At 62.0% G+C, this 26,396-nt stretch carries 26 protein-coding genes; 21 read left to right on the forward strand and 5 right to left on the reverse strand.

Translation table 11 applies throughout. The features are described from left to right. Positions 1 to 3: 3 nt before the first annotated feature. Genes JHL16_RS26960 through otsB form a run of 3 tightly spaced genes read right to left on the reverse strand, consistent with a single transcriptional unit; the run spans position 4 to position 4,015 of the window. Positions 4 to 1,371 carry an alpha,alpha-trehalose-phosphate synthase (UDP-forming) gene (locus JHL16_RS26960; protein WP_200187987.1) on the reverse strand — a complete coding sequence of 456 codons (1,368 nt, stop codon included), beginning with the start codon at positions 1,369 to 1,371 and terminating at the stop codon, positions 4 to 6. After that, positions 1,356 to 3,146 carry a glycoside hydrolase family 15 protein gene (locus JHL16_RS26965; protein ID WP_200187988.1) on the reverse strand — a complete coding sequence of 597 codons (1,791 nt, stop codon included), beginning with the start codon at positions 3,144 to 3,146 and terminating at the stop codon, positions 1,356 to 1,358. Before JHL16_RS26965 ends, JHL16_RS26960 begins: the two co-directional genes overlap by 16 nt. After that, positions 3,143 to 4,015, reverse strand: coding sequence for a trehalose-phosphatase (gene otsB, locus JHL16_RS26970; RefSeq protein WP_348647285.1), 873 nt, complete (start codon positions 4,013 to 4,015; stop codon positions 3,143 to 3,145). Before otsB ends, JHL16_RS26965 begins: the two co-directional genes overlap by 4 nt. On the opposite strand from otsB, the gene JHL16_RS26975 reads away from it, so the two are divergent. The 16 genes from JHL16_RS26975 (at position 3,989) to JHL16_RS27050 (ending at position 17,560) form a co-directional block, all read left to right on the forward strand. After that, positions 3,989 to 5,203, forward strand: a complete 1,215-nt coding sequence (locus JHL16_RS26975) for an acyl-CoA dehydrogenase (protein ID WP_200187990.1) — start codon at positions 3,989 to 3,991, stop codon at positions 5,201 to 5,203. The genes otsB and JHL16_RS26975 overlap by 27 nt on opposite strands. Further along, positions 5,200 to 5,664 carry a GNAT family N-acetyltransferase gene (locus tag JHL16_RS26980; RefSeq protein ID WP_200187991.1) on the forward strand — a complete coding sequence of 155 codons (465 nt, stop codon included), beginning with the start codon at positions 5,200 to 5,202 and terminating at the stop codon, positions 5,662 to 5,664. Before JHL16_RS26975 ends, JHL16_RS26980 begins: the two co-directional genes overlap by 4 nt. Further along, positions 5,661 to 6,761, forward strand: a complete 1,101-nt coding sequence (locus JHL16_RS26985) for an NAD(P)/FAD-dependent oxidoreductase (protein ID WP_200187992.1) — start codon at positions 5,661 to 5,663, stop codon at positions 6,759 to 6,761. Before JHL16_RS26980 ends, JHL16_RS26985 begins: the two co-directional genes overlap by 4 nt. A 198-nt stretch (positions 6,762 to 6,959) precedes the next feature. Further along, positions 6,960 to 7,559 (forward strand): superoxide dismutase, encoded by a 600-nt coding sequence (locus JHL16_RS26990; RefSeq protein WP_200187993.1) that lies wholly within the window; start codon positions 6,960 to 6,962, stop codon positions 7,557 to 7,559. Between the two features lie 70 nt (positions 7,560 to 7,629). After that, positions 7,630 to 8,346 carry a class I SAM-dependent methyltransferase gene (locus JHL16_RS26995; RefSeq protein ID WP_200187994.1) on the forward strand — a complete coding sequence of 239 codons (717 nt, stop codon included), beginning with the start codon at positions 7,630 to 7,632 and terminating at the stop codon, positions 8,344 to 8,346. Between the two features lie 75 nt (positions 8,347 to 8,421). Then, positions 8,422 to 9,498, forward strand: a complete 1,077-nt coding sequence (locus JHL16_RS27000; RefSeq protein WP_200187995.1) for a site-2 protease family protein — start codon at positions 8,422 to 8,424, stop codon at positions 9,496 to 9,498. Positions 9,499 to 9,558: 60 nt separating this feature from the next. After that, positions 9,559 to 10,866 (forward strand): 3,4-dihydroxy-2-butanone-4-phosphate synthase, encoded by a 1,308-nt coding sequence (gene ribB, locus JHL16_RS27005; protein ID WP_200187996.1) that lies wholly within the window; start codon positions 9,559 to 9,561, stop codon positions 10,864 to 10,866. Between the two features lie 4 nt (positions 10,867 to 10,870). After that, complete coding sequence (locus JHL16_RS27010) at positions 10,871 to 11,242, forward strand: VOC family protein (RefSeq protein WP_200187997.1); 372 nt, start codon at positions 10,871 to 10,873, stop codon at positions 11,240 to 11,242. A gap of 13 nt (positions 11,243 to 11,255) precedes the next feature. Then, positions 11,256 to 11,738, forward strand: coding sequence for an L-2-amino-thiazoline-4-carboxylic acid hydrolase (locus JHL16_RS27015; RefSeq protein ID WP_200187998.1), 483 nt, complete (start codon positions 11,256 to 11,258; stop codon positions 11,736 to 11,738). An 80-nt stretch (positions 11,739 to 11,818) separates the two neighbouring features. Beyond that, complete coding sequence (locus JHL16_RS27020; RefSeq protein WP_200187999.1) at positions 11,819 to 12,298, forward strand: ATP-dependent zinc protease family protein; 480 nt, start codon at positions 11,819 to 11,821, stop codon at positions 12,296 to 12,298. After that, positions 12,295 to 13,200: a 30S ribosomal protein S6--L-glutamate ligase gene (gene rimK / locus JHL16_RS27025; protein ID WP_137858026.1), complete on the forward strand. Its 906-nt coding sequence runs from the start codon at positions 12,295 to 12,297 to the stop codon at positions 13,198 to 13,200. Before JHL16_RS27020 ends, rimK begins: the two co-directional genes overlap by 4 nt. Positions 13,201 to 13,204: 4 nt before the next feature. Further along, positions 13,205 to 14,245: a succinylglutamate desuccinylase/aspartoacylase family protein gene (locus JHL16_RS27030; protein ID WP_200188000.1), complete on the forward strand. Its 1,041-nt coding sequence runs from the start codon at positions 13,205 to 13,207 to the stop codon at positions 14,243 to 14,245. A 15-nt stretch (positions 14,246 to 14,260) separates the two neighbouring features. After that, entirely contained in the window at positions 14,261 to 14,599 is a 339-nt protein-coding gene (locus JHL16_RS27035) for a hypothetical protein (protein WP_200188001.1), read from the forward strand. A 267-nt stretch (positions 14,600 to 14,866) separates the two neighbouring features. Continuing rightward, positions 14,867 to 15,676: an MBL fold metallo-hydrolase gene (locus JHL16_RS27040; protein WP_200188002.1), complete on the forward strand. Its 810-nt coding sequence runs from the start codon at positions 14,867 to 14,869 to the stop codon at positions 15,674 to 15,676. 86 nt (positions 15,677 to 15,762) lie between these two features. Then, the gene (locus JHL16_RS27045; protein WP_348647286.1) at positions 15,763 to 16,851 is read left to right on the forward strand and encodes a pyridoxal phosphate-dependent aminotransferase; all 1,089 of its coding nucleotides are present in this window, start codon (positions 15,763 to 15,765) and stop codon (positions 16,849 to 16,851) included. A gap of 76 nt (positions 16,852 to 16,927) precedes the next feature. Beyond that, the gene (locus JHL16_RS27050; RefSeq protein WP_200188004.1) at positions 16,928 to 17,560 is read left to right on the forward strand and encodes a helix-turn-helix domain-containing protein; all 633 of its coding nucleotides are present in this window, start codon (positions 16,928 to 16,930) and stop codon (positions 17,558 to 17,560) included. 79 nt (positions 17,561 to 17,639) lie between these two features. Here JHL16_RS27050 and JHL16_RS27055 read toward each other — a convergent pair whose 3' ends face one another. Then, positions 17,640 to 18,521: a LysR family transcriptional regulator gene (locus tag JHL16_RS27055; RefSeq protein WP_200188005.1), complete on the reverse strand. Its 882-nt coding sequence runs from the start codon at positions 18,519 to 18,521 to the stop codon at positions 17,640 to 17,642. A 103-nt stretch (positions 18,522 to 18,624) separates the two neighbouring features. Between JHL16_RS27055 and JHL16_RS27060 the strand changes: the two genes are divergently transcribed. Next, the gene (locus JHL16_RS27060; RefSeq protein ID WP_200188006.1) at positions 18,625 to 19,323 is read left to right on the forward strand and encodes a glutathione S-transferase family protein; all 699 of its coding nucleotides are present in this window, start codon (positions 18,625 to 18,627) and stop codon (positions 19,321 to 19,323) included. A gap of 54 nt (positions 19,324 to 19,377) precedes the next feature. Here the strand turns inward: JHL16_RS27060 and JHL16_RS27065 are convergent, their stop codons facing one another. After that, positions 19,378 to 20,850: a helicase HerA-like C-terminal domain-containing protein gene (locus JHL16_RS27065; RefSeq protein ID WP_200188007.1), complete on the reverse strand. Its 1,473-nt coding sequence runs from the start codon at positions 20,848 to 20,850 to the stop codon at positions 19,378 to 19,380. A 56-nt stretch (positions 20,851 to 20,906) separates the two neighbouring features. Here JHL16_RS27065 and JHL16_RS27070 point away from each other — a divergent pair, with 56 nt between their 5' ends. The 4 genes from JHL16_RS27070 (at position 20,907) to JHL16_RS27085 (ending at position 26,295) form a co-directional block, all read left to right on the forward strand. Next, positions 20,907 to 21,326: a DUF2780 domain-containing protein gene (locus JHL16_RS27070; RefSeq protein WP_348647326.1), complete on the forward strand. Its 420-nt coding sequence runs from the start codon at positions 20,907 to 20,909 to the stop codon at positions 21,324 to 21,326. Between the two features lie 10 nt (positions 21,327 to 21,336). Further along, a complete protein-coding gene (locus JHL16_RS27075; protein ID WP_200188009.1) occupies positions 21,337 to 22,737 on the forward strand; it encodes a methylmalonyl-CoA mutase family protein in 1,401 nt (466 codons plus the stop codon). After that, complete coding sequence (gene scpA, locus JHL16_RS27080; RefSeq protein WP_200188010.1) at positions 22,734 to 24,881, forward strand: methylmalonyl-CoA mutase; 2,148 nt, start codon at positions 22,734 to 22,736, stop codon at positions 24,879 to 24,881. The genes JHL16_RS27075 and scpA overlap by 4 nt, the downstream gene beginning before the upstream one ends. Before the next feature lie 73 nt (positions 24,882 to 24,954). Continuing rightward, on the forward strand, positions 24,955 to 26,295 hold the full coding sequence (locus JHL16_RS27085; RefSeq protein WP_200188011.1) for a TIGR03808 family TAT-translocated repetitive protein: 1,341 nt from the start codon (positions 24,955 to 24,957) through the stop codon (positions 26,293 to 26,295). Positions 26,296 to 26,396: the final 101 nt, after the last annotated feature.

Raw genomic sequence — 26,396 nt, forward strand, 5'->3', positions numbered from 1 at the left:
GCCTCAAGACACCGCGCGCAGCTTCGTATCGCTGAGCCGCGCCAGGAAACGCCGGCACCAGGAGGCGGCGCTGTCCTGCTCTATCCTGTCCATCAGGCTCAGCCAGCGGGCGCGGCGCTCCTCCTTCGGCATCATGAGGCCCTGATGGATCGCCTCAGCGACGGCACTGGTATCGAACGGATTGACGACCAACGCAGCATCGAGGCTCGCCGCCGCACCGGCAAAGCGTGAAAGGACGAGCACGCCAGGGTCTTCCGGATCCTGAGCGGCGATATACTCCATAGCCACGAGATTCATCCCGTCGCGCAATGGAGTAACGAGACCGATCGCGGCCATGCGGAAGAAACCGGCCAAGAGCTTGCGCGACAGACCATGGGTCATATAGCGCAGAGGCACCCAGTCGAATTCGGCGAATTTGCCATTGATCTTGCCGGTGAGGCGGTCGAGGCTTCTCTTCAGGTCGCGGTATTCGCTCACATCCTCGCGAGAACGGGGGGCGATCTGCAGGAAGCTGACCTTCTCGCGATATTGGGCATGCGTCTCGAGCAGTTCCGAATAGGCCTCGAAGCGTTGCGGCAACCCTTTGGAGTAATCGAGCCTATCGGCACCGATGATGAGCTTGCGGCCGACGAGACTGTGCTTGAGCCGGTGCGATTCCGCCGTCATGCGCGAGGTCTTCGCCATCTGGGCAAAGGCTTTGCCGTCAATGCCGACCGGGATCGCGACCGACGCGGACACCGCATGTGCCCGCTGCTCGCCGGCGAGCAGCCTGCCGGCACAGCCCTGAAAATTGTCACGGTCCTCATGGGTCTGAAAGCCCACGACATCATAGGTGGCGAGATCACCAATGAGTTCCCTGGCCGGCGGCAATATGTCGAAGACCGATAGCGGCGGGAACGGGATGTGCAGGAAGAACCCGATTTTCTGGCGGCACCCCAGCTCGCGCAGATAGTGACCAAGCGGGATCAGGTGATAGTCATGGATCCAGATAATGTCATCCGGACGCAAGAGCGGCATGAGCGCAGCGGCGAATTTCCGGTTGGTGGCGCGATAGCCCTGATACTCATCGCGCAGGAATGCAACGAGGCCGGTGCGATAATGCAGCAGCGGCCACAGGCTGCGATTGGCGAAGCCGGCATAATAATCGCGGTAATCGGCCTCGCTCAGATCGATGGTGGCGAATGTGGTCGAACCGCGGGTGGCAAAAACAGGCTCGGCGGAAGCTTCGGCGCTGCGGCGGCCCGACCAGCCGAACCACAGCACATCACCCTTCAGCGCTTCTTCGAGAACGACAGCCAGACCGCCAGCTTGCTGCTCGCGTTTCTTTGCAGGCACCGGCACGCGATTGGAGACGATCACGAGACGTGCCATAGGCCCTCCTCCCAGCTGCGGCTAAGCTTGCGGGCACAGTGGATGATGCCCACCATGGAGTAGGTCTGTGGGAAGTTGCCCCAGAGCTCGCCCGTCGTCGGCACAGCATCCTCGGACAGAATGCCGACATGGTTACGCAGAGACAGCACGCGCTCGAACAGCGCCATCGCCTCCTCGCGCCGGCCGACATTGGCGAGCGCCTCTATGTACCAGAAGGTGCAGACGAGAAAGGCGGTCTCGGGCTTGCCGAAATCATCTTCCTCGGCATATCGCATCATCAGCCCATCGACGAGCAGGCGCTGCTCGATCGCGGCCAAGGTCTTCTGAAAGCGTGGATCATCATAGCTCATGATGCCGATCTCCGGCATGAGCAGGAGCGCCGCGTCGAGCTCGGTGCCGCCGAGACTGCCACTGAAATATTGCCCCGCCTCGTTCCAGGCACCTGCGAGGATGCGCTGCTTGAGATCGCGCGCGGCCTTGTGCCACTCTTCGGCATCGGCCGTCTCCTCGACGCGATGCGCGATGCGGCCCAGCCTTTCCAGCGCCGCCCAGCACATGACTGCCGAAAAAGTATGCGCCCGGGTGCGGCCGCGATATTCCCAGATGCCGGCATCGGCCTCGAGCGACGTGGCCTTAGCCATGTGCCCGATCGGCTTCAGCTGATGATAGAGTGCCCGGTCACCCGGCCGCGGCAGACGCATGTCGAAGAACATCTGGGCGGTGGCGAGAATGACCGAACCATAGATGTCGTTCTGGCGCTGGATCGAGGCGCCATTGCCGACACGCACCGGCCCCATGCCACGAAAGCCCTTGAGCGCCTCCGCCTCATACTCTTCGAGCGGGGTACCCGGCACGATCGGATAAAGCGGCGCCAGGAACTGCACATTGGCTGAGATGACCGAATTGATGAGATAGGTGATGAAATTCTCCATCGTCGTGGTGGCGCCGAGCCGGTTGAGCGACATCACGGTGAAATAGGCATCCCGCGGCCAGCAATAGCGATAATCCCAATTGCGCCGGCTATCGGCGGCTTCCGGAATCGACGTGGTCAAGGCGGCAAGAATGGCGCCCGTATCCTCGAAGCTGCACAGCTTCAGCGTAATGGCGGAGCGGATGACCACTTCCTGCCAGTCGTAAGGCACGGCGAGGTCGCGTACCCAGTCGTTCCAATAGCCCGTGGTCTCTTCGAGATAATCGCGCGCGAGACGGTCGACGCGCGACGGCAGGGCCTCGTCACTGCCGATGAAGAGGTGCACCGGACGGTCAAGAAGGAAATAGGCCTCGTCGCGCAGATAGGCGACCGGCATATCGGTGGTGATGCGGATGACAGAGTTGCCGCCGGCATAACGCAGATAGTTGCTGCCGACCGAGATGACCGGCTTCGTCGCGCCATAGTCGAAAGTGGGGCGGGCGCGGACCTTCACGTGACAGCGCCCTTCGAGCGGCTCGATGCGCCGGATGATCATGGGCGGCCGGAACAACTCGCCCTGGAGCTTGTAGCGCGGCGCCCAGTCGAGTACGCGCAGTGATCCGTTGTCGCAAGTGAGAATGGTTTCGAGAATGGCCGTGTTACGGAGATATTTTTGCTGCGCCGCCTTCTGGTCACGCAACACGACGTCCATGAAACCGTTCTCGGGCTCCGAGCCGTTCACCAGCGCGTTGAAGACGGGATCACCGTCAAGACGCGGAAAGCAGAACCACACATGGCGGGCCGCGGAATCAACAAGGCTCGCGACGGCGCAATTGCCGATCACTCCCATATCCATCTGCTTCATGCGGCGGCCTCTCCCTTGATACCGATCTCCGTGGCGAGCCAGTCGCGCAAACCTCGCGGCTCGCCTTGGAAAGCCTTGTCCATGGGAAGCGGCACACCACCCAAGGCCTTCACCACCGCAAAACCCGGCTCATCCGTCACATCGTCCCCGGCGAAAATGGGAATGCGGCGGCGATAGGGCTCCTCTTCCATCAGATCAGCGATCGCCTTGCCTTTGTTCGCCGGCGTGAGCTTGAGCTCGAAAGCCATCTTGGCGGCAAGAATCTCGGCGCCGCCCGGCGCCTCGCTCATGAGCGTGGTCAGAAGTCGTAATGCTTCGTCCTGAGCCTCGGCGGCGCGGCGGAAATGAATCGCGATGCCGGATGTCTTGTATTCGAGCTCGGTCCCCTGATGATCATGCAGGAAACGCTCCAGCCGGATCTGCCAGGAATCCGGCCAGATCACCTCAGGCTCCGGCGCCGGTTTGCCGCGCCGCCTCACCAGGGCGCCATGCTCGGCGATGATGTCGAGATCCGCGGGGGCCAGATAGGAGACGAGATCGGCGAGCGGCCGGCCGCTCACGATCGCCACCGCGCCGCCCAGGAAGATCTGCAGGCGCATGAGAAGCGCCGGCAAATCGCGCGGCACGACGATCGCGGACGGACGCTCGGCAATGTCGACGAGCGTTCCATCGAAATCCAAGAATAACGCATGGCGCAACGTCAGGCGGGGTGGCAATATAAGCGGTTCAGGCGATTGATCGGATGGGGATTGGGTCACCATTTGGGCCGGATTTGACTTTTTGGAGCGATTGGCGTTGTTAACGTGCTCGGTGATAACTTTCGAAGCGATGAAAAGTTCCAAATGACCCAAGCCGCCCGTAAAGCTCATGGCCCCACCCCGCTCGCCGAGTTCAACTGGGAAGATCCCCTCGATCTCGAAAGTCAGCTCAACGAAGACGAGCGCATGATCCGCGACACGGCGCGCGCTTTCTGCGCCGACAAGCTCCAGCCGCGTGTCCAAAAGGCGTTCCGCGAGGAGCGCTTCGACCGCGAGATCATGAACGAGCTCGGTGAAATCGGCTTTCTCGGCATGATGAATTCGGAAGCCTATGGCGGGTCGGGCCTCGGCTATGTCGCTTATGGTCTCGTGGCGCGCGAGGTTGAACGGGTCGATTCGGGCTACCGCTCGGCCATGAGCGTGCAGAATTCGCTGGTGATGCATCCGATCGAGACCTACGGCTCGGAAGCCCAGCGCAAGAAATATCTGCCCAAGCTCGCCACCGGCGAATGGGTCGGCTGCTTCGGCTTGACCGAGCCAGATGCCGGCTCCGATCCTGGCGGCATGAAGACCAGGGCCAAGCGCATCAATGGCGGCTTCGTGCTCAACGGCACCAAGATGTGGATCACCAATTCGCCGATCGCCGATGTGGCGGTCGTGTGGGGCAAGCTCGAAGACGAAGGCATTCACGGCTTCCTGGTCGAGCGCGGCACCAAGGGCTTTTCGACGCCCAAGATCGAAGGCAAGGTCTCATTGCGCGCCTCGGTCACCGGCGAGATCGTGCTCGACAATGTCGAGATCCCGGAAGAGAATCTCTTCCCGAATGCGCGCGGCCTCTCCGGCCCGTTCGGCTGTCTCAACAAGGCGCGCTACGGCATTGCCTGGGGCGCCATGGGTGCGGCGGAAGACTGCTGGCACCGGGCCCGCCAATATACGCTCGACCGCAAGCAGTTCGGCCGGCCGCTCGCCGCCAACCAGCTGGTGCAGAAGAAGCTCGCCGACATGCAGACCGAGATCGCGCTCGGCCTCCAGGGCGCCTTGGCTCTCGGCCGCGCGCTCGAACGCGGCAATGCCGCGCCACCGGCCATCTCGCTCATGAAGCGCAACAATTGCGGCAAGGCGCTCGCCATCGCGCGCGAAGCCCGTGACATGCATGGCGGCAACGGCATATCGGACGAATTCCATGTCATCCGGCACATGGTCAATCTCGAGACGGTCAACACCTATGAAGGCACGCATGACGTACATGCGCTGATCCTCGGCCGCGCGCAGACAGGACTTCAGGCCTTCCAGCCATGAGCGAGATCGAGATCCGGCGCGAAGACCCGCGCGCGGAAGATGTGACGAAACTCATCCGCGATCTCGACGACATGTTCCACCGGCTCTATCCGGCGGAGAGCAATCATCTCGTCGATATCGAGACGCTTGCCGCGCCGGATATTCATTTCTTCGTGGCCCGGCGCGCCGGCGAGGCCTTGGGTTGCGGCGCGCTCTGGCACCGCGATCCGGCCTATGGCGAGATCAAACGCGTCTATGTACGCCCAGAGGCGCGCGGCCTCAAATTGTCGAAGCTGATTCTCGCCGCGCTCGAGGAGAATGCCCGGGCGCATGGACTCAAGGCGATGAAGCTCGAGACCGGCACGCTGCAGCCGGAAGCGCTCGGCCTCTTCGCCAAAGCGGGCTTCACCCCTTGTGGGCCCTATGCCGATTATCCCACCGACGATCCCTATTCGGTCTTCATGGAAAAGCAGGTCGGATGAAGGTCGCGATCGCGGGAGGCGGCATAGCCGGCCTCGCCACTGCCTGGGCGCTCACCAAGCGCGGCCATGATGTGACGCTCGTCGAGCAAGGCACCATCCCCAATCCGCTCGCAGCCTCGGGCGACGAGCACCGCATGATCCGGCGTGGCTATGGCTCGGCCGACGGATATGCGCGCACCATCTCGGAGGCTTTCACGGCCTGGGATGAGATGTGGCGCGACCTCGGGCATTCGCATCTGAGCCCACGCGGCGTGCTCGCCATGTCGCAGATCGCCGGTGATGATGGTGAGAAATTCCGCAACGGCTACGACCGGATGGGCGAGACCTATGAGCTTTACGAGCCCAAGGAAGCGGCGCGCCGCTACCCGTTTCTCGACCCGGCCACCATTCGTTACGCCTATTTCACCAAGGCCGGCGGCGCCCTTTTGTGTCAGCGCATCGCGCGTGACCTTGTCCAGTGGCTTACGGAAAATGGCGCGACGTTGCGTCTCAATAGCCGTGTCGCGGCGATAGACTCCGACAAGGGCACGCTCATCTCGAGCGACGGCGGCCAGATTGCGGCCGACCAGATCATCGTCACGGCGGGCGCCTGGGTGCTGCAGCTGGTGCCGGAGCTCGCGCGTGATCTCACGCTCTATCGCACGGCCGTCGCTTATCTGACGCCGCCCGCCGATCTCGCGGCAGCCTGGGCCGAAGCCCCGGCCATTCTTGATATCGGCGGCACCGCCGATGCCTATATGCTGCCGCCGGTCGACGGCACCGGCCTCAAGGTCGGGGCTGGCGTGATGAAGCGCCCGGCCACCGACCCCGAGGCCGATCGGGTGGAGAAGCCCGGCGAGGGCGAGCGCTTGCGCAACCTGCTCTCGCCGCCCTTGGCGCGCATCGGCGAATACCGCGTGGCGCGCGTCCAGACCTGCGCCTACACTTTCACGGCGGATGACAAATTCCTGTCGTATCGCCAAGGCAAGGCATTGGTCGTCTCGGCCTGCTCAGGCCATGGCTACAAATTCGGCGCCGCGGTCGGGCGCCGGGTGGCTGAAGCGGTCGAGACCGGCGATGACGCGTCGCTTCTCAGCTGGCTCAGAGCCGAGGCTTGATCTTTGACAGATGGAACTCAAACGCCTATTTCAAGGTTGGGGTTCGAAAGGATCCAGGAGATCTGATTGATTACCCGTCGCCAGTTTCAAACGCTTGCCGCCCCAATTCTCGCCGCGGCAGGCGCTTCCCTATTGCCAGGAGCCGGGACGGTTTTCGCAAATTCCGCGGAAACGCCTCACAAAAAAGGAGATGACACCATGGCCCTTGAACTTCCGCCTCTGCCCTATGCCTATGATGCACTCGGCCCGTATATGTCGAAGGAAACGCTCGAATTCCATCACGACAAGCATCACCAGGCCTATGTGACGAACGGCAACAACCTTTTGAAGGACTCGCCGCTCGCCGGCCAGTCGCTGTCCAAGATCGTCAAGGCGGCCTATAAGGAAAAGAACCAGGGCCTCATCAACAATGTCGGCCAGCATTACAACCACTTGCACTTCTGGCAGTGGATGAAGAAGGACGGCGGCGGCAAGAAGCTTCCGGCCAAACTGCAGAAGGCGATCGATTCCGATCTCGGCGGCTATGACAAGATGCGCGCCGACTTCATCAACGCCGGCACCACCCAGTTCGGCTCCGGCTGGGCCTGGATCGCGGTGAAGAACGGCAAGCTCGAAATCCAGAAGACCGCCAATGGCGAGAATCCGCTGATGCACGGCTCGCAGCCGATCCTCGGCGTCGATGTGTGGGAGCACAGCTATTACATCGATTATCGCAATGCGCGGCCGAAATATCTCGAAGCCTTCGTCGACAATCTCATCAACTGGGAGCATGTCGAGGAGATGTTCTCGGAAGCCTGAGCTTCCACATTCTCTGACCTGATCGGCCCTCCCCATCCGGGGAGGGCTTTTTCATCTCAAGGGGCACACCATGACGGGCAAGGACACCGACCAGAAACATTGGGCCGAGATCGCCGAGGAGTGGATCACCTGGGCACGTGCACCCGGACATGACGCCTTCTGGAGTTACGCCGAAGCGTTCCGTGACTTCGTCGGCACTGGGAGCGGGGAAGCACTCGATGTCGGCTGCGGTGAAGGCCGCGTCTCGCGGCTCATCAAGGAGCTCGGCTATCGCGTGACGGCGGCTGACCCGGTCGCCCAGTTCATCAAATCTGCGAAAGAACTGGACTCCGCCGATCACTATGAAGTGGCGGCGGCCGCAGCCCTGCCCTTCAAGGACCAGAGCTTCGACCTCGCCGTCGCTTACAACATGCTGATGGATGTCGAGGACGTCCCGGCGGCGGCCAAGGAAATCCGCCGCGTGCTCAAGCCCTCCGGCACGCTCGTCATCTCGATCGTGCATCCCTTCGCCGATCGCGGCAGCTTTGCCGGGCCTGAACCGGACGCGCCCTTTGTCCTGCCCGGCAGCTATTTCGGCCGTGAACGCTTCGAGGGCGTGGAGGAGCGGGACGGTCTCAAGATGCACTTCGCCGGCTGGTCGCAGCCGCTCGAAGACTATATGGCGGCACTGTCGGGAGCGGGCCTCGCGGTAACACAGATCAAGGAGCCGGTTCCGCAATCCTCTCGCCAACGGTGGAGCAGGATTCCCCTTTTCCTGTGGCTGAAGGTGCGCCCCTTCCCTGCCTGACGCAGACAGCAAACACCAATACGGTTGCGCAGGCTTCATTTTCTGGCACGATAACTACTCTCACGGGGAGACGGCGTGTTTCTCGAAATTGTCTTCGGCTGGCTGATTGGAAGCGTGCTCGGCATTGTCGCGCATGAGGCCGGGCATGCCTTTGCGGCGATGGCGACAGGCATGCGCGTAAAGAAGATCGCGATTGGCTGGGGTGAGCCTTTCTTCGCACGCACATGGCGAGGAATTCGTATAGAGCTGAACCGCAATCCGGGTGGGGGCTGCACTCAGATAGAGGAGGAGATCTATCTGCGCAAAGGCGCGTACCTCTTCATGCTGCTCGCCGGCAGCTTGTGCAACATCGTGCTTTTGCTCGGCGCGGCGGCTGCCTGGTACTATAACATGCTGCCGGCGCGCGCTGATTATCTCGTTCTGGGGTTCAGCTGTGCGCAGATATTCCTGATTGCCTTCGCACTGCAGCCAGATGCCGCCTCGGTCGGTCATGGCGGATGGAGCGACGGCAGGAGAATCGCCTTTCTCCTGAAGCAGAAAAATGGATCCCTCACGCCTCTCGCCCAATGCCATCTGCTTTCCCTGGAGCCCTACGCGAACGGGAAGGATCCAGTTGCCTCTCTTTCGCCAGCTTCCCTTCGGCTGATGGACATTCATCATGACCTCCATCATGGCAATGGCGAGTTGCCAGCTGAGATCGTACAAGCCGCCGTCACCGAGCTCAGCAAGGGCGAAATGTCGACCGAGGAAGAACTGATGATCCTCGACTCGCTGATCTCTAAGGCCGTGGTCAACGGAAACAAGAATCTGCACGCCGGCATGGAAGAGTGGTCGAACCGGGCCATGGAGCGCGGCTCACATATCAACACGATCAAATTCAGCCGCGCGGCCGTCCTGATCGAACTCGGGCGATTTATGGACGGCAAGGCCCTGATCGAGGCTTCCGAGCATCCGGACGACCGCCCTTACGACGCTGTGCTGAACAGCATTTTCCTGGCTAAGGCAGAAGCCGGCCTCGGCAATCACGACCGGGCGGACGATCTGCTCGCCCAAGCCAGCATCCGGATCAGTGATGAATCCTCCAAAGACGTGCAAACCGATATGCAATTGCTCTGGCACCGCACCAAAGACATCTTGGCGGGGCAGGCATGATTATTTAGCAATGCTAATATTCAGATTGCGCTGATTATTAGAGATGCTAAAGTCAAAATCATGAAACTCACCGACTGGCTGGATAAGACCAGCACCTCGCAATCCGCCCTCGCCAAGGCCCTTGGCGTCTCGCAAGGCCGTGTTTCGCAGCTCATTGCCGGGGCATCCCCTTCTCTCGACCTCGCTCTCAAGATCGCGAGTTTCACCAACAACGCCGTTCGCCCCGAGGACTTTTCCGGACCCGTCGCCATGGACACAGCAAAGCCCGCCTCCACTTCCAATTCCGAGCTCGACCGCGTCGAGGACGCCATCGCCGCCATCACGCGCGGCGAGATGGTGGTGGTCGTCGATGACGACGACCGCGAGAATGAAGGCGATCTCGTCGCCGCCGCCTGCAAGATCACCCCCGAGCAGATGGCCTTCATGATCCGCTATTGCTGCGGCATCGTCTGCGCCCCGATCACGCCGGAAGATGCCCGCCGCCTCAAGCTCGACCCGATGGTGGCGCTGAACGATGCGCCGCTCGGCACGGCCTTCACCGTCTCGATCGACTACCGCGAGGGTCTCACCACCGGTATCTCGGCCAAGGAACGCGCCGCCACAGTGCATGCGCTCGCCAACGGCAATGTGCAGGCAAGCGACTTCGTGCGCCCCGGCCATATCTTCCCTCTGGTCGCCAAATCGGGCGGCGTGCTCATGCGCTCGGGCCACACCGAGGCGTCCGTCGACCTGGTGCGGCTGGCGGGGCTTCATCCCGCGGGCGTCATCTGCGAGCTCGTCAATGACGACGGCACGGTGAAACGCGGGCCGCAGGTCATCGCCTTCGCGCGCGAGCACAATCTCAAGATCATTTCGGTCGCCGATCTCATCACTTATCGTCAGGCGCGCGAGCGGCTGGTCAACCAGGAAAACCAGTTCGATATCGCGACGCCGATCGGCAAGGTGCGCGGCATCGCCTTTTCGACGCCCTTTGACAGCGTGCAGCATCTGGCCCTCGTCTATGGCGACATCAGCGGCGGCAAGAACATCCCCGTCAGACTGCATCGCGAAGACATCGTCGCCGACATTTTCGGCGCCCCGCATGTGCTCAATTCGGTCTATGATATCTTCAAGCGCGAAGGGCGCGGCGTGCTGGTCTATCTGCGCGAAGGCACCGCGGGCGTGCCGGCCGGCCAGAAGATGGGCTCGGAAAAGACGGGCAGCGCCGCCATCCGCGAGCAGGTGTGGCGCGATGTCGGCCTTGGTGCCCAGATCCTGCGCGATCTCAACGTGCATTCGATCCGGCTCATCACATCGAGCACGCGCCACTATGTGGGTCTCTCCGGTTTTGGTATAGATATCGCGGAGACCATCAAGATCGAAGGATGACGCCATGGCGACGGTCCGCTACATGGTCAAGGACGTCGAAGCATCCGTAGCCTTCTATACAGATCAGCTCGGCTTCACCCTGAAGCAGCAGTTCGGGCCGAACATGGCCATTCTCGCCCGGGACGATCTCACGCTTTGGGTCGCGGGGCCTAATGCCTCCGCCGCACGGCCGATGCCGGATGGGCGCGTGCCCGAGGCCGGCGGCTGGAACCGCTTCGTGATCGAGGTCGGGGATCTCGCCGCGACCGTCGCGCGGCTCAGCGAACATGGCGCCTATTTTCGAAACGACATCGTAGATGGTCCAGGCGGCCGGCAGATTCTGGTCGAAGATCCGTCCGGCAATGTCATCGAGCTCTTCGAGCCGCGCGCCTCATAAAGGAGTTTTCCCCATGAGCGAATTGCCCACCCTCACCAAGCGCCGGCTGCAGGCCCAGGTCATCGGCCCGATCTTCGCCGAGATGGCGGCCGAAATCGGCGAAGAGAAAGCGGCCCAGATCCTCGACCGGGCGATCCGCAAGGCGGCAGTTGCCGAAGGCCGGGAATTCGCCAAAAAGGCGCCCGGCGGGCAAACCTCGATGGCCGACTTCATCAAGCTCTATGATTTCTGGACCGCCGACGGGGCCCTCGAAATGAAGGTGCTGAAGGCGACCGATGAGCAGTTCGATTTCGACATCACGCGCTGCCGCTATGCCGAAACCTACAAGGAAATGGGGCTCGGCAAGATCGGCCACCTGCTGTCCTGCAACCGCGACGGCACCTTCTGCGAGGGTTACGATCCCGCCATCACGCTGGAGCGCAAACAGACAATCATGGAAGGAGCGCCCTGCTGCACCTTCCGCTATACGTATCACAAGGACGCGAAAGGCGCCTGATCCCCGTGCCTCAATGCCGGTAACGCCAAAGCCGATTTCCTCTTTTCCGGGCCATTCTTTGCGGTTAGACCGGTGAGGCCATGGCGGATGACGACATAGATACGGAAGATGGGCCGGTCCCGATCGGCTGGCAGGAAGCGGTCCGCCTGCCCGAGCTCGATGCCGGCCCGATCGTCGCCAAGATCGATACCGGCGCCCGCTCGGCGGCGCTGCATGCCGACGACATCCAGATATCAGGGCGCGGCAAGCGCATGAAAGTGCGGTTCAAGCTGCAACGACGGAGTGGATCGAACCGGCGGATCGAATGCGAGATGCCGCTGCATGACCTGCGCCGGATCAAGAGCTCGAATGGCCATATCGAGCTGCGCGCGGTGATCTCCACCCAGATCGAGATCGGCGACCATGTTCTCGATGCCGAAATCACCCTCACCCAACGCGCCGATATGGGTGCCGCCATGCTGATCGGTCGCAACTCGATCAAGGGCACTTTTCTGGTCGACCCGAGCCGCACCTTCGTCAGAAGCAAACGTCCCAAGAAGATGAAGTCCAAGTCACGATGAAAATCGCGCTTCTTACCCGCAACCCCAAGCTCTATTCGCATCAGCGCATCATCGAGACGGCGCAGGCGCGCGGCCATGAGATCGTGCCTGTCGATTATCTGCGCTGCTATATGAACATCACCTCGCGCAAGCCGGAATTGCGCTATATGGGCGAGAAGCTCGAGGGTTTCGACGCCGTCATCCCGCGCATCGCCGCGTCGCATACCTTCTATGGCCTGGCGGTGCTCCGCCAGTTCGAGATGATGGGCGTCTTTCCGCTCAACGAATCCGTGGCCATCGGCCGCTCACGCGACAAATTGCGCTCGCTCCAGATCCTGGCACGCGACGGGGTCGGCCTGCCGATCACCGCTTTTGCCAATGACACGACACGCACCGACGACGTCATCGAGATCGTCGGCGGCGCGCCGGCCGTCATCAAGCTTCTGGAAGGTACACAAGGCATCGGCGTGGTGCTGAGCGAGACCCATAATTCGGCGAAGTCGGTCATCGAGGCGTTCCACGGCGCCGATATCGCCATTCTGGTGCAGGAATTCATCAAGGAAGCCGAAGGGCGCGATATCCGCGTCTTCGTTGTCGACGGCAAGCCGGTCGCCGCCATACTGCGTTCCGGCGCCAAGGGTGACTTCCGCTCCAACCTGCATCGCGGCGGCCAGGCTGATAAGATCACCATTTCGCGCCAGGAAAGAGCGGCGGCGGTGAAGGCGGCGCGCTCCATGGGCCTCAATGTCTGCGGCGTCGACATGCTGCAGTCGAGCCGCGGGCCTCTGGTCATGGAGGTCAACTCCTCGCCGGGCCTCGAAGGCATCGAAAAGGCGACCGGCGTCGATGTCGCCGCCGCCATCATCCAGTTCCTCGAAGCGGAAGCGCGGCCCGGGCGCACGAAGACGAAAGGCAAGGGATGAGCGCATGAGCGCCAAGCCGTTCCGCCTCGGCACCACGACGCTCGATCCGGGCGAACGCAAGACCGTCGACTTGCCGGTCAGCGCGCTCTCCAATCACACACCGCTGACTTTGCCGGTCCATGTCATCCATGGCGAGAAGGCAGGACCGGTGCTGTTCCTTTCCGCCGTCGTCCATGGCGATGAGATTCTCGGTGCTGAGATCGTCCGCCGGGTGATCCGTCATCGCACCTTGCACAGCCTTGCCGGCACGCTGCTGGCCGTACCGGTCGTCAACGCCTTCGGCCTGATCAGCCATTCGCGCTATATGCCCGACCGGCGTGATCTCAACCGCTCCTTCCCCGGCTCGGATCACGGCTCGCTCGCCTCGATCGTAGCCGATCTGTTCATGCGCGAGGTGGTGCTGAAAAGCGATTACGGCATCGACCTGCACACCGCCGCGCAGCACCGCACCAACCTGCCGCAGATCCGCATCGCGCCGGACGAGCCCGATCTGCTGCAGATGGCAGAAGCCTTCGGCCCGCCGGTCATTCTCATCTCCAAATTGCGCGAGGGTACACTGCGCCAATGCGCGCGCGACCATGGCGTGAAGATGCTGCTTTATGAAGGCGGCGAGGCGCTGCGTTTCGACGAGATCGCCATCCGCGCCGGCGTCATCGGCATATTGCGGGTGATGAAGTGGCTCAGCATGATCGCCCCCACCAATATCGCGCGCAGCAAAGTGCCGCCGGCGATCTCGACCTCGAGCGCCTGGCTCAGGGCGCCGGAAGGCGGCCTTCTGCGCGCCGGACCGGTCACCGGTGACCAGGTGGTGAAAGGTGAAGCGATCGGCGAGATCTCAGATCCCTTCGGCGAGCGCGCCGTGCCGGTCATCTCGCCTGAAAACGGCATCATCATCGGGCGCACCAATCTGCCGATCGTCAATCGCGGCGACGCGCTTTTTCACATCGCCCGGGTGAAGGATCCCGAAACGTCACGCGCCCGGATCGGCCGCATTGGCGGCGAGCTGGCGCAGGCGCCGCTCTTCGATGAGGATGAGATCATCTAACAAAGAAGGTCGGGCATGACGCTTCGCCGTATGCTCCTTTCCGCGTTCGCGCTTACAGGCTGGCTGCTCGCCGGACTTCTAGGATTTCTTCTGTACAATATTCTGTTTCGCCCCTTCGACGACCCGATCTCATTGGCCGGGCGACACACAGAAGAACTTCTCGCCTTGCATGAAAGATATGACCAGACCAACCAGTTCATAACCTGGCTCGAGATGTATCATGGCGAGGCCCCCGGCCATCAGGTGATGATAAGTTTCATCCAATGGGCAACAGTCAACACGGCCGCCGCCGAAGACCTCATGGCCAGACTACCCTCAGCACCGATGCTGACAGAAAGACTCGCCTTTGCGTGACGGATAGTGGCCAGTTGGAAGGCTTCTGCGAGGCCTACGCGTCAACTGCTTCGCAGGGAGTGAAGGAGCTTCTCGACCAAATCAGACGCTCCCAGCCGGCCTGCAGATAGTCCTCCTTATCGCCTGGTAGCGACAGGCATCAATACAGTTGAAGGTAATGCTTGTAGAAGACTTTCTTCTATAGTAGAATTCTTGCGAACGCCGGCTTGCAGCGTGGCGACCGATGTCGCGCGGCCATCGATCTCCTTGAAAGCGAGAGGCGCGTGCATGAAAAAGCTCGATTCCGGAATCAATTATGCCCGATACGCCCTTGGCGAGATCACGGTGATCGCCCTTCGCGACGGCTATGTCGACATGCCGCCCAGCCGCTTGCGGCAGGCCGGTGATCGCCCCTTTGGATCAGATCTGCCAGCGCAAGTGGATCTGGTCGCGGGAATGCTCCGGCTGTCGGTCAATGCATTTCTCATCATTGATCACGGCCAGCACATTCTGATCGACACGGGCGCGGCGAATGCCTGGGAGCCGACGATGGGTTTGCTGCCACGCGCCCTGGCCGAAGCGGGGGTGGCGCGGGACAATATCACGACCGTCGCTGTCACGCACACGCATGCAGACCACGTCCACGGCCTGGTGGCCGCCGATGGGACCGATGCCTTTCCGAACCTCACCCGGCTGCTTATTCCGCAAGAGGAAATCTCGATGTTCGACAGCATCGGCCGGCTGGCCCGGTTTCAACAGCGCCGTATGCCGCTCGGCGACGGCTTCAAGCTGAGCCCCTGTGTCACCGCGATCGCGGCCCATGGTCATGAGGTCGGCCATACCGCCTTCGAGGTATCGAGCGCCGGCGAAACTCTGTTGATCTGGGGAGATATCGTCCATGTGCCGTCGATCCAGTTCGAGCGGCCGGAGCTCACCTGGGAATATGACACCGATCAGGATCAGGCGTGCGTGACGCGGCACAGGATGTTGCGCCAGGCGGCCAAACCCAATTTTTTCGTAGCTGGCTCACATCTCGAATTTCCGGGTATCGGTAAAATCACTGAAAGCGACGGCGCCTTTCGCTACACCGCTCTTTAGAAAGCCATGACATGAGCATCTCTCAATCGACCACGCGCGTGTGGCGCGGGAGATTTCCGTATAACGAGATCATATCGCTCCTCGATGTGAACCGGCCGTTCAACCTGGCGGAAAGTACTTCCCAAGACCTCACATTTGGCGAGCTTCTCGATCTGGCGGGCGGTCTCGAAAGTATCCGCGACCTGAAACTCGGCTATGGGACCTCCACCGGCGCGGCAGCCCTTCGTGAAGCCATTGCCGATGCCTGCAAGACGCCGGCCGAACAGATCATCACGACACAAGGCACCGCGCTCGGCCTCTTTCTTCTCGCGTTTGAGACCTGCCGGCCCGGCGACGAAGCCGTCCTCGTGACGCCCTGTTTTCCGCCCAGTCGCGACATCCTCTCCGGCGCCGGGGTCAGCATCCGTGAGATCAAGCTGTCCTTCGACAATGGCTATCGGTTGGAGTTGGACCGGATCGCGGCGAGCCTGTCGGCGAAAACCAAGTTGGTCAGCCTAGCGTCCCCACAGAATCCAAGCGGCGTTCAGGCCTCCCGCTCTGAAATTGAGAAGCTCCTCGTCCTGGTGAAGCAGCGATCCCCGGACGCCATTATCTTCGTCGACGAGACCTATCGGGAGGCGACCTATGGCGATGATCTCGCGGTCGACAGCCTTGCTCAGCTCGATCCACGTATCGTGACCGGCGCATCGGTCTCAAAAGCACTCGGCGCGCCGGGCCTGCGGACAGGCTGGCTCACGGTGGCGGACGCCGATCTGCGATCGCGCCTGACCGTCGCCAAGATGAACACCGTGATCTCGGGCTCGGTGCTCGACGAGACACTCGCCACGGCTCTCCTGCGCAACCGGGAAGCTGTGCTCACATCACGACGCCGGTTGCTCGCCGGTGCTCTCGCAGAACTGGCGGCGTGGCGCCAAGGCGAACGCAAGCGTATCGAATGGGTGCGGCCGAATGCCGGCGCATTGTGCTGCCTGCGCCTGCGCTCCGATGTCTTCGATGATGCGGCCGTCTCGCGCTTCTGGAGCCTGTTGCCTCATCACGATCTGCAGCTGGCCTCCGGAGCCTGGTTCGGCGAAAGCAGTCGAATCTTCCGGCTGGGCTTCGGCTATCTGCCGCCGGAGCGTCTCGGACCCGCCTTGTCCGCGCTTTCATCGGCCATGAACGCTGCCGTCGCCTGATCCAGGGGATGTGACAGGGGACGCGCCCCTGCCTAAAGTGGAGATGACGAGACGGGAAGGCTGGAAGTGATTCGGAATGGCGCGGTCGGCGGCGGTGAAAAGAACGGGCAGGCAAGATCCGGCAGGCAGCGCCTTCGGTAATCGGGTCCGGCTCCTGCGTGAGCAAGCCGATCTGACATTGGAGCAAGTCGCGAAACTGTCGGGCGTCAGCAGGGCAATGCTCTCCAAAGTCGAGCGCGGTGAAAAGAGCCCGACCATCGGCGTGGCGAAACGCATCGCACAGGCGCTGGGCACCTCGTTTTCAACCTTGGTGGGCGATGATGGAACGGCACGGCGCGCCTTCGCACTGGTGCGCAAGGACCAGCGGCAAATATTCAGGGATGCCGAAACTGGATTCGAGCGCCATCTTCTTTCGCCTCTCATGGCCGGGATTCCCGTCGAAGTCGTCTTGCATCACCTGCCCGCCAAGACATCGACCGGCAAGTTGCCGCCCTATCCCACGGGCGTGACCAAACATGTGCTGGCCTCGCGAGGGCGCATCGTCGTGGGCGTAGACAAGATCGAGGCCATCCTGGAAGAAGGCGATACGCTCTATTTCGAGGCGGATGTGGAGCACTGGGTGGAGAACCGGACGGCCCGCCCTGCCGAATATTATCTTGTGATCTCAGCAGCTCAGACATTTCCTCGTCGCAGCGAAGCCAGATCCTGATCCTGATCCTGATCCTGATCCTGATCCTGATCCTGATCCTGATCCTGATCCCACGGTTCGCCCCTTGCGGCCCGCCGCTTTATTGTTTCAGGGACAAAAACTCGATCACGGCGCGGACGGCAGGCAACTGACCACGGCGATGCGGCGTCAAGAGTGTGGTGGTGACACTGCCGGCCATCCAGTCCGGCAGCACGTGCCTGAGGATTCCTTGTTTCAGCGCCACGGCAACGATACTTGCGGGGAGGCACGCGACACCCAGCCCGGCAATCGCGGACTTCATGAGGACGACCGACTCGTCGGCGGCAAGACGAAGCCTGGGCTCGACCTCTTCCAGATGCCCGTCCTTGTCTGCCAGACGCCAGCTGCGCGCGGTGGCCGAGACGATGAGGCCATCATGCTCTTTCAGTGCTTCAGGGTTGGAAGGCTCGCCGCGCGCTTCCAGATAATCGGGGGCTGCGACGAGGATGATCGGCTCGGAGGCGACGCGGCGCTGCATCAGGCCTGAATCCGGCAGTGGCGCAAAATGACTGCGCAATGCGATGTCGAAGCCTTCCTGGACGAGATCGATGAAGCGGTCGGTGACATGGAGCTCCAGGCTGAGCTTGGGGAAGGAACGCGCCAACTCATGCAGCCGATCGGCCAGATGAAACTGGGCAGTCGGCACCGAGGTGGTGATCCTGACCGTGCCGGAAGGCTCGGCCTGGCGGCGGCGGACGATGGTCTCCGCAGCTTCAGCTTCGATCACCGCGGCGCGGGCATGGTCATAGACATCGCGGCCGAGCTCGGTGAGGGCGAAATGCCGCGAGGTGCGGTGGATGAGGCGCACGCCCAGGGCTGCCTCGAGCACGGCCACGCGCTTGCTCACCGTCGATTTGGGCTGGCCCAGCCTGCGAGCCGCTGCGGCGAAACTGCCGGTCTCCACAGCCTGCACGAAGAAGACGAGATCATTGAGGTTATACATGTCTCATAGTCTATATTTATGGACTTTAAAGCGCAAACTTCGTGTCTACAGCCAATAAGTCCATGAATTTATATCATCGGTGTCAACACAGGAGACCCACCAAATGACACCGATCCTCTTCTATGGCATTCCCTCCGGCTGCTCCTTCGGCTCGATCGTCGCCCTTGAATGGCTGGGTGAGCCCTATCGTCTCAGCCGCATCCAGATGCCGGAGGTCGTGCAGAGTGAGGCCTTCCGCCGCATCAATCCGGTCGGCGAGACGCCGTCCCTCAAGACCGGAGATGGACATATCATCAGCGAAAGCCTGGCGATCATGAACCATCTGGGCGCTCGCGGCATCGCGAAAGGAATTGGCTTCAAGCAGGGCACCACCGATTTCGACCGCCTGAACCAGCGGCTCGCTTATCTCAACACCAGCTTCTTCAACGCCTTCAGCCCGCTCTGGTATGCGCTCGAGCACGACACGATGAAACCGGAGGAGAAGCAGGCTCTGAGAAATTATGGCGCCGCCAACGTCACCAGAGCACATCACGAGCTCGAAAAGATGCTGGGCAAAGATCCCTGGCTTCTAGGCAATGGGCACACGCTCGCCGACGCCTATTTCATCGGCATCGCGCGCTGGACGAAATACCACAATGTGGTCGACCGCAAGGATTTCCCGGCCGTGCAAGCCTTGTTCGAGCGTCTCGAGAACGATCCGGCGGTGAAGTTCGCCCACGCGATCGAGCGCGGTGAGGATGTGAAGGGCTCAGGCGGCTTCGCCGGCCATGTCAGCCTGGAACAGGCGCTGAGCGAGATCTGATCAGCCGTCCGTGCCCGGCCTCTCCCGCAAGAGAGAGGCCGGAGCGGAGAGACTTCATCTCCGCGAGAACCCGCCGAGAATGCCGCGCACGAGCGAGCGGACCACCATGGAGCCGACCTGACGGCCGACGCTGCCGGCCACGTTCTTGATGAATCGGTCGGTGGCGGATTCGCGCTGGCGCGGCGCCGCGCGAGCTTCGCGCGCCGCCTGTTTGTCGGCGGCCGCCTTCTCCTGCGCCGCGGCCCGCTCGCCGGCGCGCTGCACCAGCTTCTCATAGGCCGAGTCACGATCGACTGCCTCGTCATACTGGCCATAGACCGGCGACGATTTGATGAGCTTGTCACGCTCCAGCGGCGTGATCGGTCCCATGCGGCTTTCCGGCGGCCGGATCATGGTGCGCTCGACCATCGTCGGCACGCCCTTGAGATCGAGCACCGAGACCAGCGCCTCGCCCTTGCCGAGCTCAGTAATGGCTTTGTCGGTCTTGAATTTGGGGTTGGGGCGAAAAGTGTCGGCGGCCGTCTTCACCGCTTTCTGCTCACGTGGCGTATAAGCACGCAGCGCATGCTGGACGCGATTGCCCATTTGAGCCAGCACGCTTTCCGGCACGTCGAGCGGGTTCTGCGTCACGAAATAGACGCCCACCCCTTTGGAGCGGATGAGCTTCACCGTCTGCTCGATCTTCTGCAACAGGCCGACCGGCGCATCGGTGAACAGCAGATGCGCCTCATCGAAGAAGAAGACGAGCTTCGGCTTGTCGGGATCGCCCACTTCGGGAAGCTCCTCGAACAGCTCGGAGAGCAGCCAGAGCAGGAAAGTGGCATAGAGCTGCGGCGAGGACATCAGCTTGTCGGCGGCGAGAATATTCATATAGCCGCGACCGTCACGCGTGGTGCGCATCAAATCCTTGATGTCGAGCGCCGGCTCGCCGAAAAACTTGTCGCCACCCTGCTCCTCGATCACCACAAGGCGACGCTGGATCGAGCCGATGGTCATGGCATTGAGATTGCCGTAATCGGTGCGCAATTCCTTGCCGCGATCGGCGAGATCGGAGAGAAGCGCGCGCAGGTCCTTGAGGTCGAGCAGCGCCAGGCCTTCCTCATCGGCGATCTTGAAGGCGATGTTGAGAGCGCCTTCCTGCGCATCGGTGAGCCCCATCAGGCGCGACAGGAGCAGCGGGCCCATTTCGGATATGGTGGTACGGATCGGATGGCCCTGCTCGCCGAACAGATCCCAGAAAATGGTCGGCGTCGCCTCGAAGCCGTAATCCTCGAAACCGACTTTCTTGGCGCGCTCGAGGAGGAAATCCTGCGGCGTGCCTTCCTGCGAGATGCCGGAGAGATCGCCCTTCACGTCGGCGGCAAAGACCGGAACGCCGGCCTTGCAGAAGCCCTCGGCCATGATCTGCAACGTGACGGTCTTGCCGGTGCCGGTGGCGCCGGTCACGAGGCCGTGGCGATTGGCCATAGGCAGGAAGAGGTCTTCGCGTTTGTCCGCCTTGCCCAGAAAGATCACATTGTCAGCCATAGTCCCGTTCATTCCCTCGTATTCGCCTTGCACGCGCGCCAATCTGCTATAAAAAGCTGGCGAGTTCAAACACGCCGGAGCCGCTCATGCAGGAGCTGATTGCCCGAATTGTGACCAAAACGGGACTCGATCCCAAACGCGCCGAGAAGGCGTTGGGGATCATGCTGTCGCTGGTCAAATCACAAGGGAATCAGCAGAAGGTCGGTGAGCTGTTCGCGAAGCTGCCGGGCGCCGAAGAACTGGCCCGAACGCATGGTGGTGACGGCGCGCGCGGCGGCGGGCTTCTCGGTTTGCTGGGCGGCGGGCTGATGGGCGGCCCCCTGGCGGCGATCACCAAATTGCAGGCGGCCGGCCTCAATATGGAGCAGATCAAGCAGCTCGGCAGCGAGACGCTCGGCTACGCCAAAGAGGTCGCGGGCGAGGATCTGGTCAAGCAAGTGGCAAGCTCTATTCCGGGTCTTGGCAGCTATGTCTGACGCAGGGTCATTGCCACTCGCGTCGGAATTCCCGGCAGCAAATGAAAATGCCTGGCGCAAGCGCGTCGATGCGGTTCTCAAAGGTGCAGGGTTCGAGAAACGTCTGTTCTCGCGCTCCATGGATGGCATTGCCATCGCGCCGCTTTACACAGGCGGAGACAGCACTGCCGTCCGCCGGCCTGAGCAGACGCCCTGGACGGTGATGCAGCGTGTCGATCATCCTGACGCCGCGAAGGCCAATGCGCAGGCACTTGATGACCTCAATCACGGCGCGACCGGACTTCACCTCGTCTTCGCCGATGCGCCGGGCGCTCGCGGCTTCGGGCTCGAGACGCCGGATCGCAAGACCATCGCGCGGCTTCTGAACGGCATCCGCGTCGACGCGATCGATCTGCGCCTCGAAGCGGGGCGGCACGGCGATGTCGCTGCCAATGCCGTGGCGCAATGGATCGCCACTCAGCCCATCGATCCCGAAAGGCTAAGCCTCAGTTTCGGCATCGACCCGATCGGCAATGGCGCCCTTCATGGCGAGATTGATCCGGATTACGCGAGTCACCTGCGGCAGTCGGTGACGGCCCTGCACGCGCGGCATTTTGCTGGACCTTTCGCCGACGCTTCGGGCGTCGTCTGGCATGACGCTGGTGCGAGCGGCGCGCAGGAGCTCGCCTTCATGCTGGCGAGCGGCGTCGCCTATCTGCGGGCTTTCGATCACCTCGGCGATGCTCAGCTGAAACGCGCGGTTGCGCTCACTCTGTCGGCCGGCCAGGACATGTTCGTCACGCTGGCGAAATTTCGTGCCGCGCGCCTGTTGTGGGCACGCGTCCTGACAGCATCGGGACTGGCGACGGATGCAATCACCGTCCAGGCGGAAACCTCATGGCGCATGATGGCGGTGCGTGATCCGCATACCAACATCCTGCGTATCACGGCAGCGGTCTTCGCCGCGGCGCTGGGCGGCGCCGACCGGATCACCGTGCTGCCCTTCTCGCTGGCGCAGGGTCTGCCGGATGAATTCGCCCGCCGCATCGCGCGCAATACGCAGACGGTGCTGCAGGAAGAGTCGCAGCTCTGGCGGGTCAGTGATCCCGCCTCAGGCTCGGGTTATGTCGAGCATCTGACGGCGAGCCTGTGCGACAAGGCCTGGGCTCTGTTTCAGGACATCGAGAAGCAAGGTGGCATTGTCGCCGCGGTCGTCAGCGGGCATGTTGGCCAACAAATCGCCGCAAAACGCCAAGAACGCATCGCGCGCATTGAGAGCAAGGCGGAAACCATCATCGGCGTGACCGCTTATAAACCATCGAAGGAGGCGGCCCCTTCGATCGAGGATGTGCCGCGTAGCGCCATGGCGAAGGGGCCGCTCGCAGCTATTCGTTTCGCCGAAAGCTTCGAAACGGCGGGAGCTGCCGCGTGAGCCGCATCCCGGACTTCAGCAAGATCGCATTCGCCCCATCGTCTTCGCCGACGAAACCTTCCGTTTGGCAGACGCCGGAGGGCCTTCCGGTCAAATCGGCCTATGATGCGGCCGATGTCGCCGGCCTCGACTTCCTCAATACCTGGCCGGGCATTGCGCCCTATCTGCGCGGGCCCTATCCGACCATGTATGTCACCCAACCCTGGACGATCCGGCAATATGCCGGCTTCTCCACGGCGGAGGATTCCAACGCGTTCTACCGGCGAAATCTGGCGGCGGGACAAATGGGCCTGTCGATCGCCTTCGATCTCGCTACCCATCGCGGCTATGATTCAGATCATCCGCGTGTCGCCGGCGATGTCGGCATGGCCGGCGTCGCGATCGATTCCATTCTCGACATGCGCACGCTCTTCGACGGCATCCCGCTCGACAAGATGAGCGTGTCGATGACGATGAATGGCGCCGTGCTGCCGATCATGGCGCTCTATATCGTGGCCGGCGAAGAGCAAGGTGTGGCGCCGGAGAAGCTCTCGGGCACGATCCAGAACGATATTCTCAAAGAATTCATGGTGCGGAACACCTATATCTATCCGCCCAAACAGTCGATGCGCATCGTCTCCGACATCTTCGCCTATACCAGCGAAAAGATGCCGAAATTCAATTCGATCTCGATCTCCGGTTATCATATGCAGGAGGCGGGAGCCACCGCCGATCTCGAGCTCGCTTATACGCTCGCCGACGGACTCGATTATGTGCGCGCCGGCATTGCCGCCGGCCTCGATATCGACCGCTTCGCGCCGCGCCTTTCCTTCTTCTGGGCGATCGGCATGAACTTCTTCATGGAAGTGGCGAAAATGCGCGCCGCCCGCATGTTGTGGGCCAAACTCATCAAGCAGTTCGATCCGAAGGATGAGCGCTCGCTGTCGCTGCGCACGCATTGCCAGACCTCGGGCTGGAGCCTCGCCGCGCAGGACGTCTTCAACAATGTGGTGCGCACCGGTATCGAGGCGATGGCGGCCACTCAAGGCGGCACCCAGTCGCTCCATACCAACTCGCTCGACGAGGCGCTGGCGCTGCCGACCGACTTCTCCGCCCGCATCGCGCGCAATACGCAGCTCTTCCTCCAGCAGGAAGCGGGCACCTGCCGCGTTATCGATCCGTGGGGCGGCAGCTACTTCGTCGAGCGCCTCACCGGCGACCTCGCCGCCAAGGCCTGGCGGCATATCGAGGAAGTCGAGGCCATGGGCGGGATGGCGAAAGCCATCGAAGCCGGAATCCCGAAACTGCGCATCGAGGAGGCGGCGACCCGCACCCAGGCCCGCATCGATACAGGCGAGCAAACCGTTGTCGGCGTGAATAAATATGTTCATGGCACCGACGCGGAGATCGACATCCTGAAGGTCGACAATTCTGCGGTGCGGGCCCGGCAGATCGAAAAGCTCACGCGCCTCAAGGCCGAGCGCGACGAGCGCGTCTGCCAGGCGGCGCTCGACCAGTTGGGGCTCGTCGCCAGGAGCGGCGATGGCAATCTCCTCGCCGCCGCCGTCGATGCGGCCCGCGCTAAGGCAACGGTCGGCGAGATATCCCTCGCGCTTGAAAAGGCCTGGAGCCGGCATGCCGCCGAGAGTCGCGCCGTGAAGGGCATCTACGAAGCGGCCGCCAAGAACAATCCAAAACTCGAGGCCGCCCGCCGCTCGGTCGAGGCTTTCCGCGAGACCGACGGACGGCCGCCGCGCATTCTGGTCGCCAAGATCGGCCAGGACGGTCATGATCGCGGCCAGAAAGTCATCGCCTCGGCCTTTGGCGACATGGGTTTCGACGTCAAAGTAGGCGCCCTGTTCTCGACGCCGGAAGAAGTCGCCGATCTCGCGGCCAAGAGCGACGTGCATGTCGTCGGCGTCTCTTCCCTCACCGCCGGCCATCTGACTCATGTGCCGCTTCTCAAGGCGGCGCTCGAGAAGGCCGGCCGTCCCGATATCATGATCATTGTCGGGGGTGTCATTCCGCCGGAAGACGTGGCCACCCTGCTGGAGGCCGGCGCTGCCGCCGTATTCCCCCCGGGGACGGTGATCCCCGAAGCGGCGCAGAAGCTGCTGGACCGGCTCAATGAGCGTCTTGGTTACGCACAAAAGGCGGCGGAATAGTCAGGTCGCCCTTTTTCTGCCGCTGCTGATATACGGCATATGACTTGCAGGTCTTGAGCGAGGAGTTTCATAAATGGATTTCTCACGCCGCTTCTTCATGTCCGGTGCCGCCCCGCTTGCGGCGATCGGCGCTGCTGCCGGCACCTCCGCCCCGGCAGCGGCCGCACAGGCTTTCATCTCCGCGACCGATCTCGGTCTCAAGCCTGACGGCAAAGGCGATCAATCGGCGGCACTCCGCAAGGCCATCGCCAAGGCGGCCGAACGCGGTGTGGCTCTGCTATTGCCGGGCGGGCGTTATCAGGTATCCGATATTCGGATCGATCGCCCCGTGGTCATCCTTGGGATAGCTGGCCAGACGATGCTCGTCACGACGAAGAATACGGGCATATTCGTCATCGAAACGGGCTTGGCCGCTCTCGAGGGTGTCGGATTTTCAGGATCGGACAAAACTTTTGGCAGGGATGAAGCGCTGGTCGCAGCCCGCAACTGTGCAAGTCTTTCGATTTCCCGCTGCGACTTCCGTGATTTCGCCGGCAGCGGTCTAAAGCTCAGTCAATGCGCCGGCCGCGTCGAGCAGAACCGCGTTGCGGAGATCGGCAAGACCGGCATATTCGCGCTCGATTCGGTCGGGCTCGAGATCAGCGCCAACCACGTCAGTGACATTGGCAATAATGGTATCCAGGTCTGGACCAGCGAGCAACGCCCCGATGGCACAATCGTCACCGGCAACCGGATCGAACGTGTGCGCTTCGATGATGGCGGCTCGGGCCAGAATGGCAATGGCATCGTCGTGTTCCGCGCCGGCAATGTGCTGGTGAGCCATAACCGCGTCAGCGATTGCGGCTATAGTGCCATCCGCAACAATTCAGGGCGCAACAGCCAGATCGTCAATAACTCCTGCTCGCGGCTTGGTGAAACGGCGATCTATGTGGAGTTCGCCTTCGACGGCGCGGTCGTCTCTGGCAATATCGTCGAGACGGCGGCGGCCGGAATATCCATCACCAACTTGGACGAAGGCGGCCGGCTCGCGGTCTGCGCCAATAATGTCGTCCGCGACATTACCGGTGGTGGCTCCAATCCCGAAAAGCGCGGCACAGGCATCGGCGCCGAGGCCGATACAATCGTCACGGGCAATGTGATCGAGGCGGTTTCCGATATCGGCATTTCCGCCGGCTGGGGCGCCTATGCCCGCAACATCATGGTCACCGGCAATCTCTTGCGGCAATGTCCGCTCGCGATCGCCGCTTCGGTCAGTCAAGGTGCCGGCCCGATAAGCATCACCGGCAATATGATCGCACAATCGCGCAAAGCCATCATCGGGATGAATTATCGCGATGAGGCAACGCCCGAGCTCGCCGGCAGCAATGGTACGATACCGGCAAATCTCACAGTCAGCGGCAACAATGTAAACTAGCGCGGGATGCGAAAAAGTGGATGCCGGTTTTTCGCGAGAATCCCGCGCTAACATATGAGAATCGATCACGTTTATGAATTTGGATCGTAACGATCCAAATT

Origin of the sequence: Taklimakanibacter albus, assembly GCF_016595235.1 — a bacterium.
Taxonomy (GTDB): domain Bacteria; phylum Pseudomonadota; class Alphaproteobacteria; order Rhizobiales; family Aestuariivirgaceae; genus Taklimakanibacter; species Taklimakanibacter albus.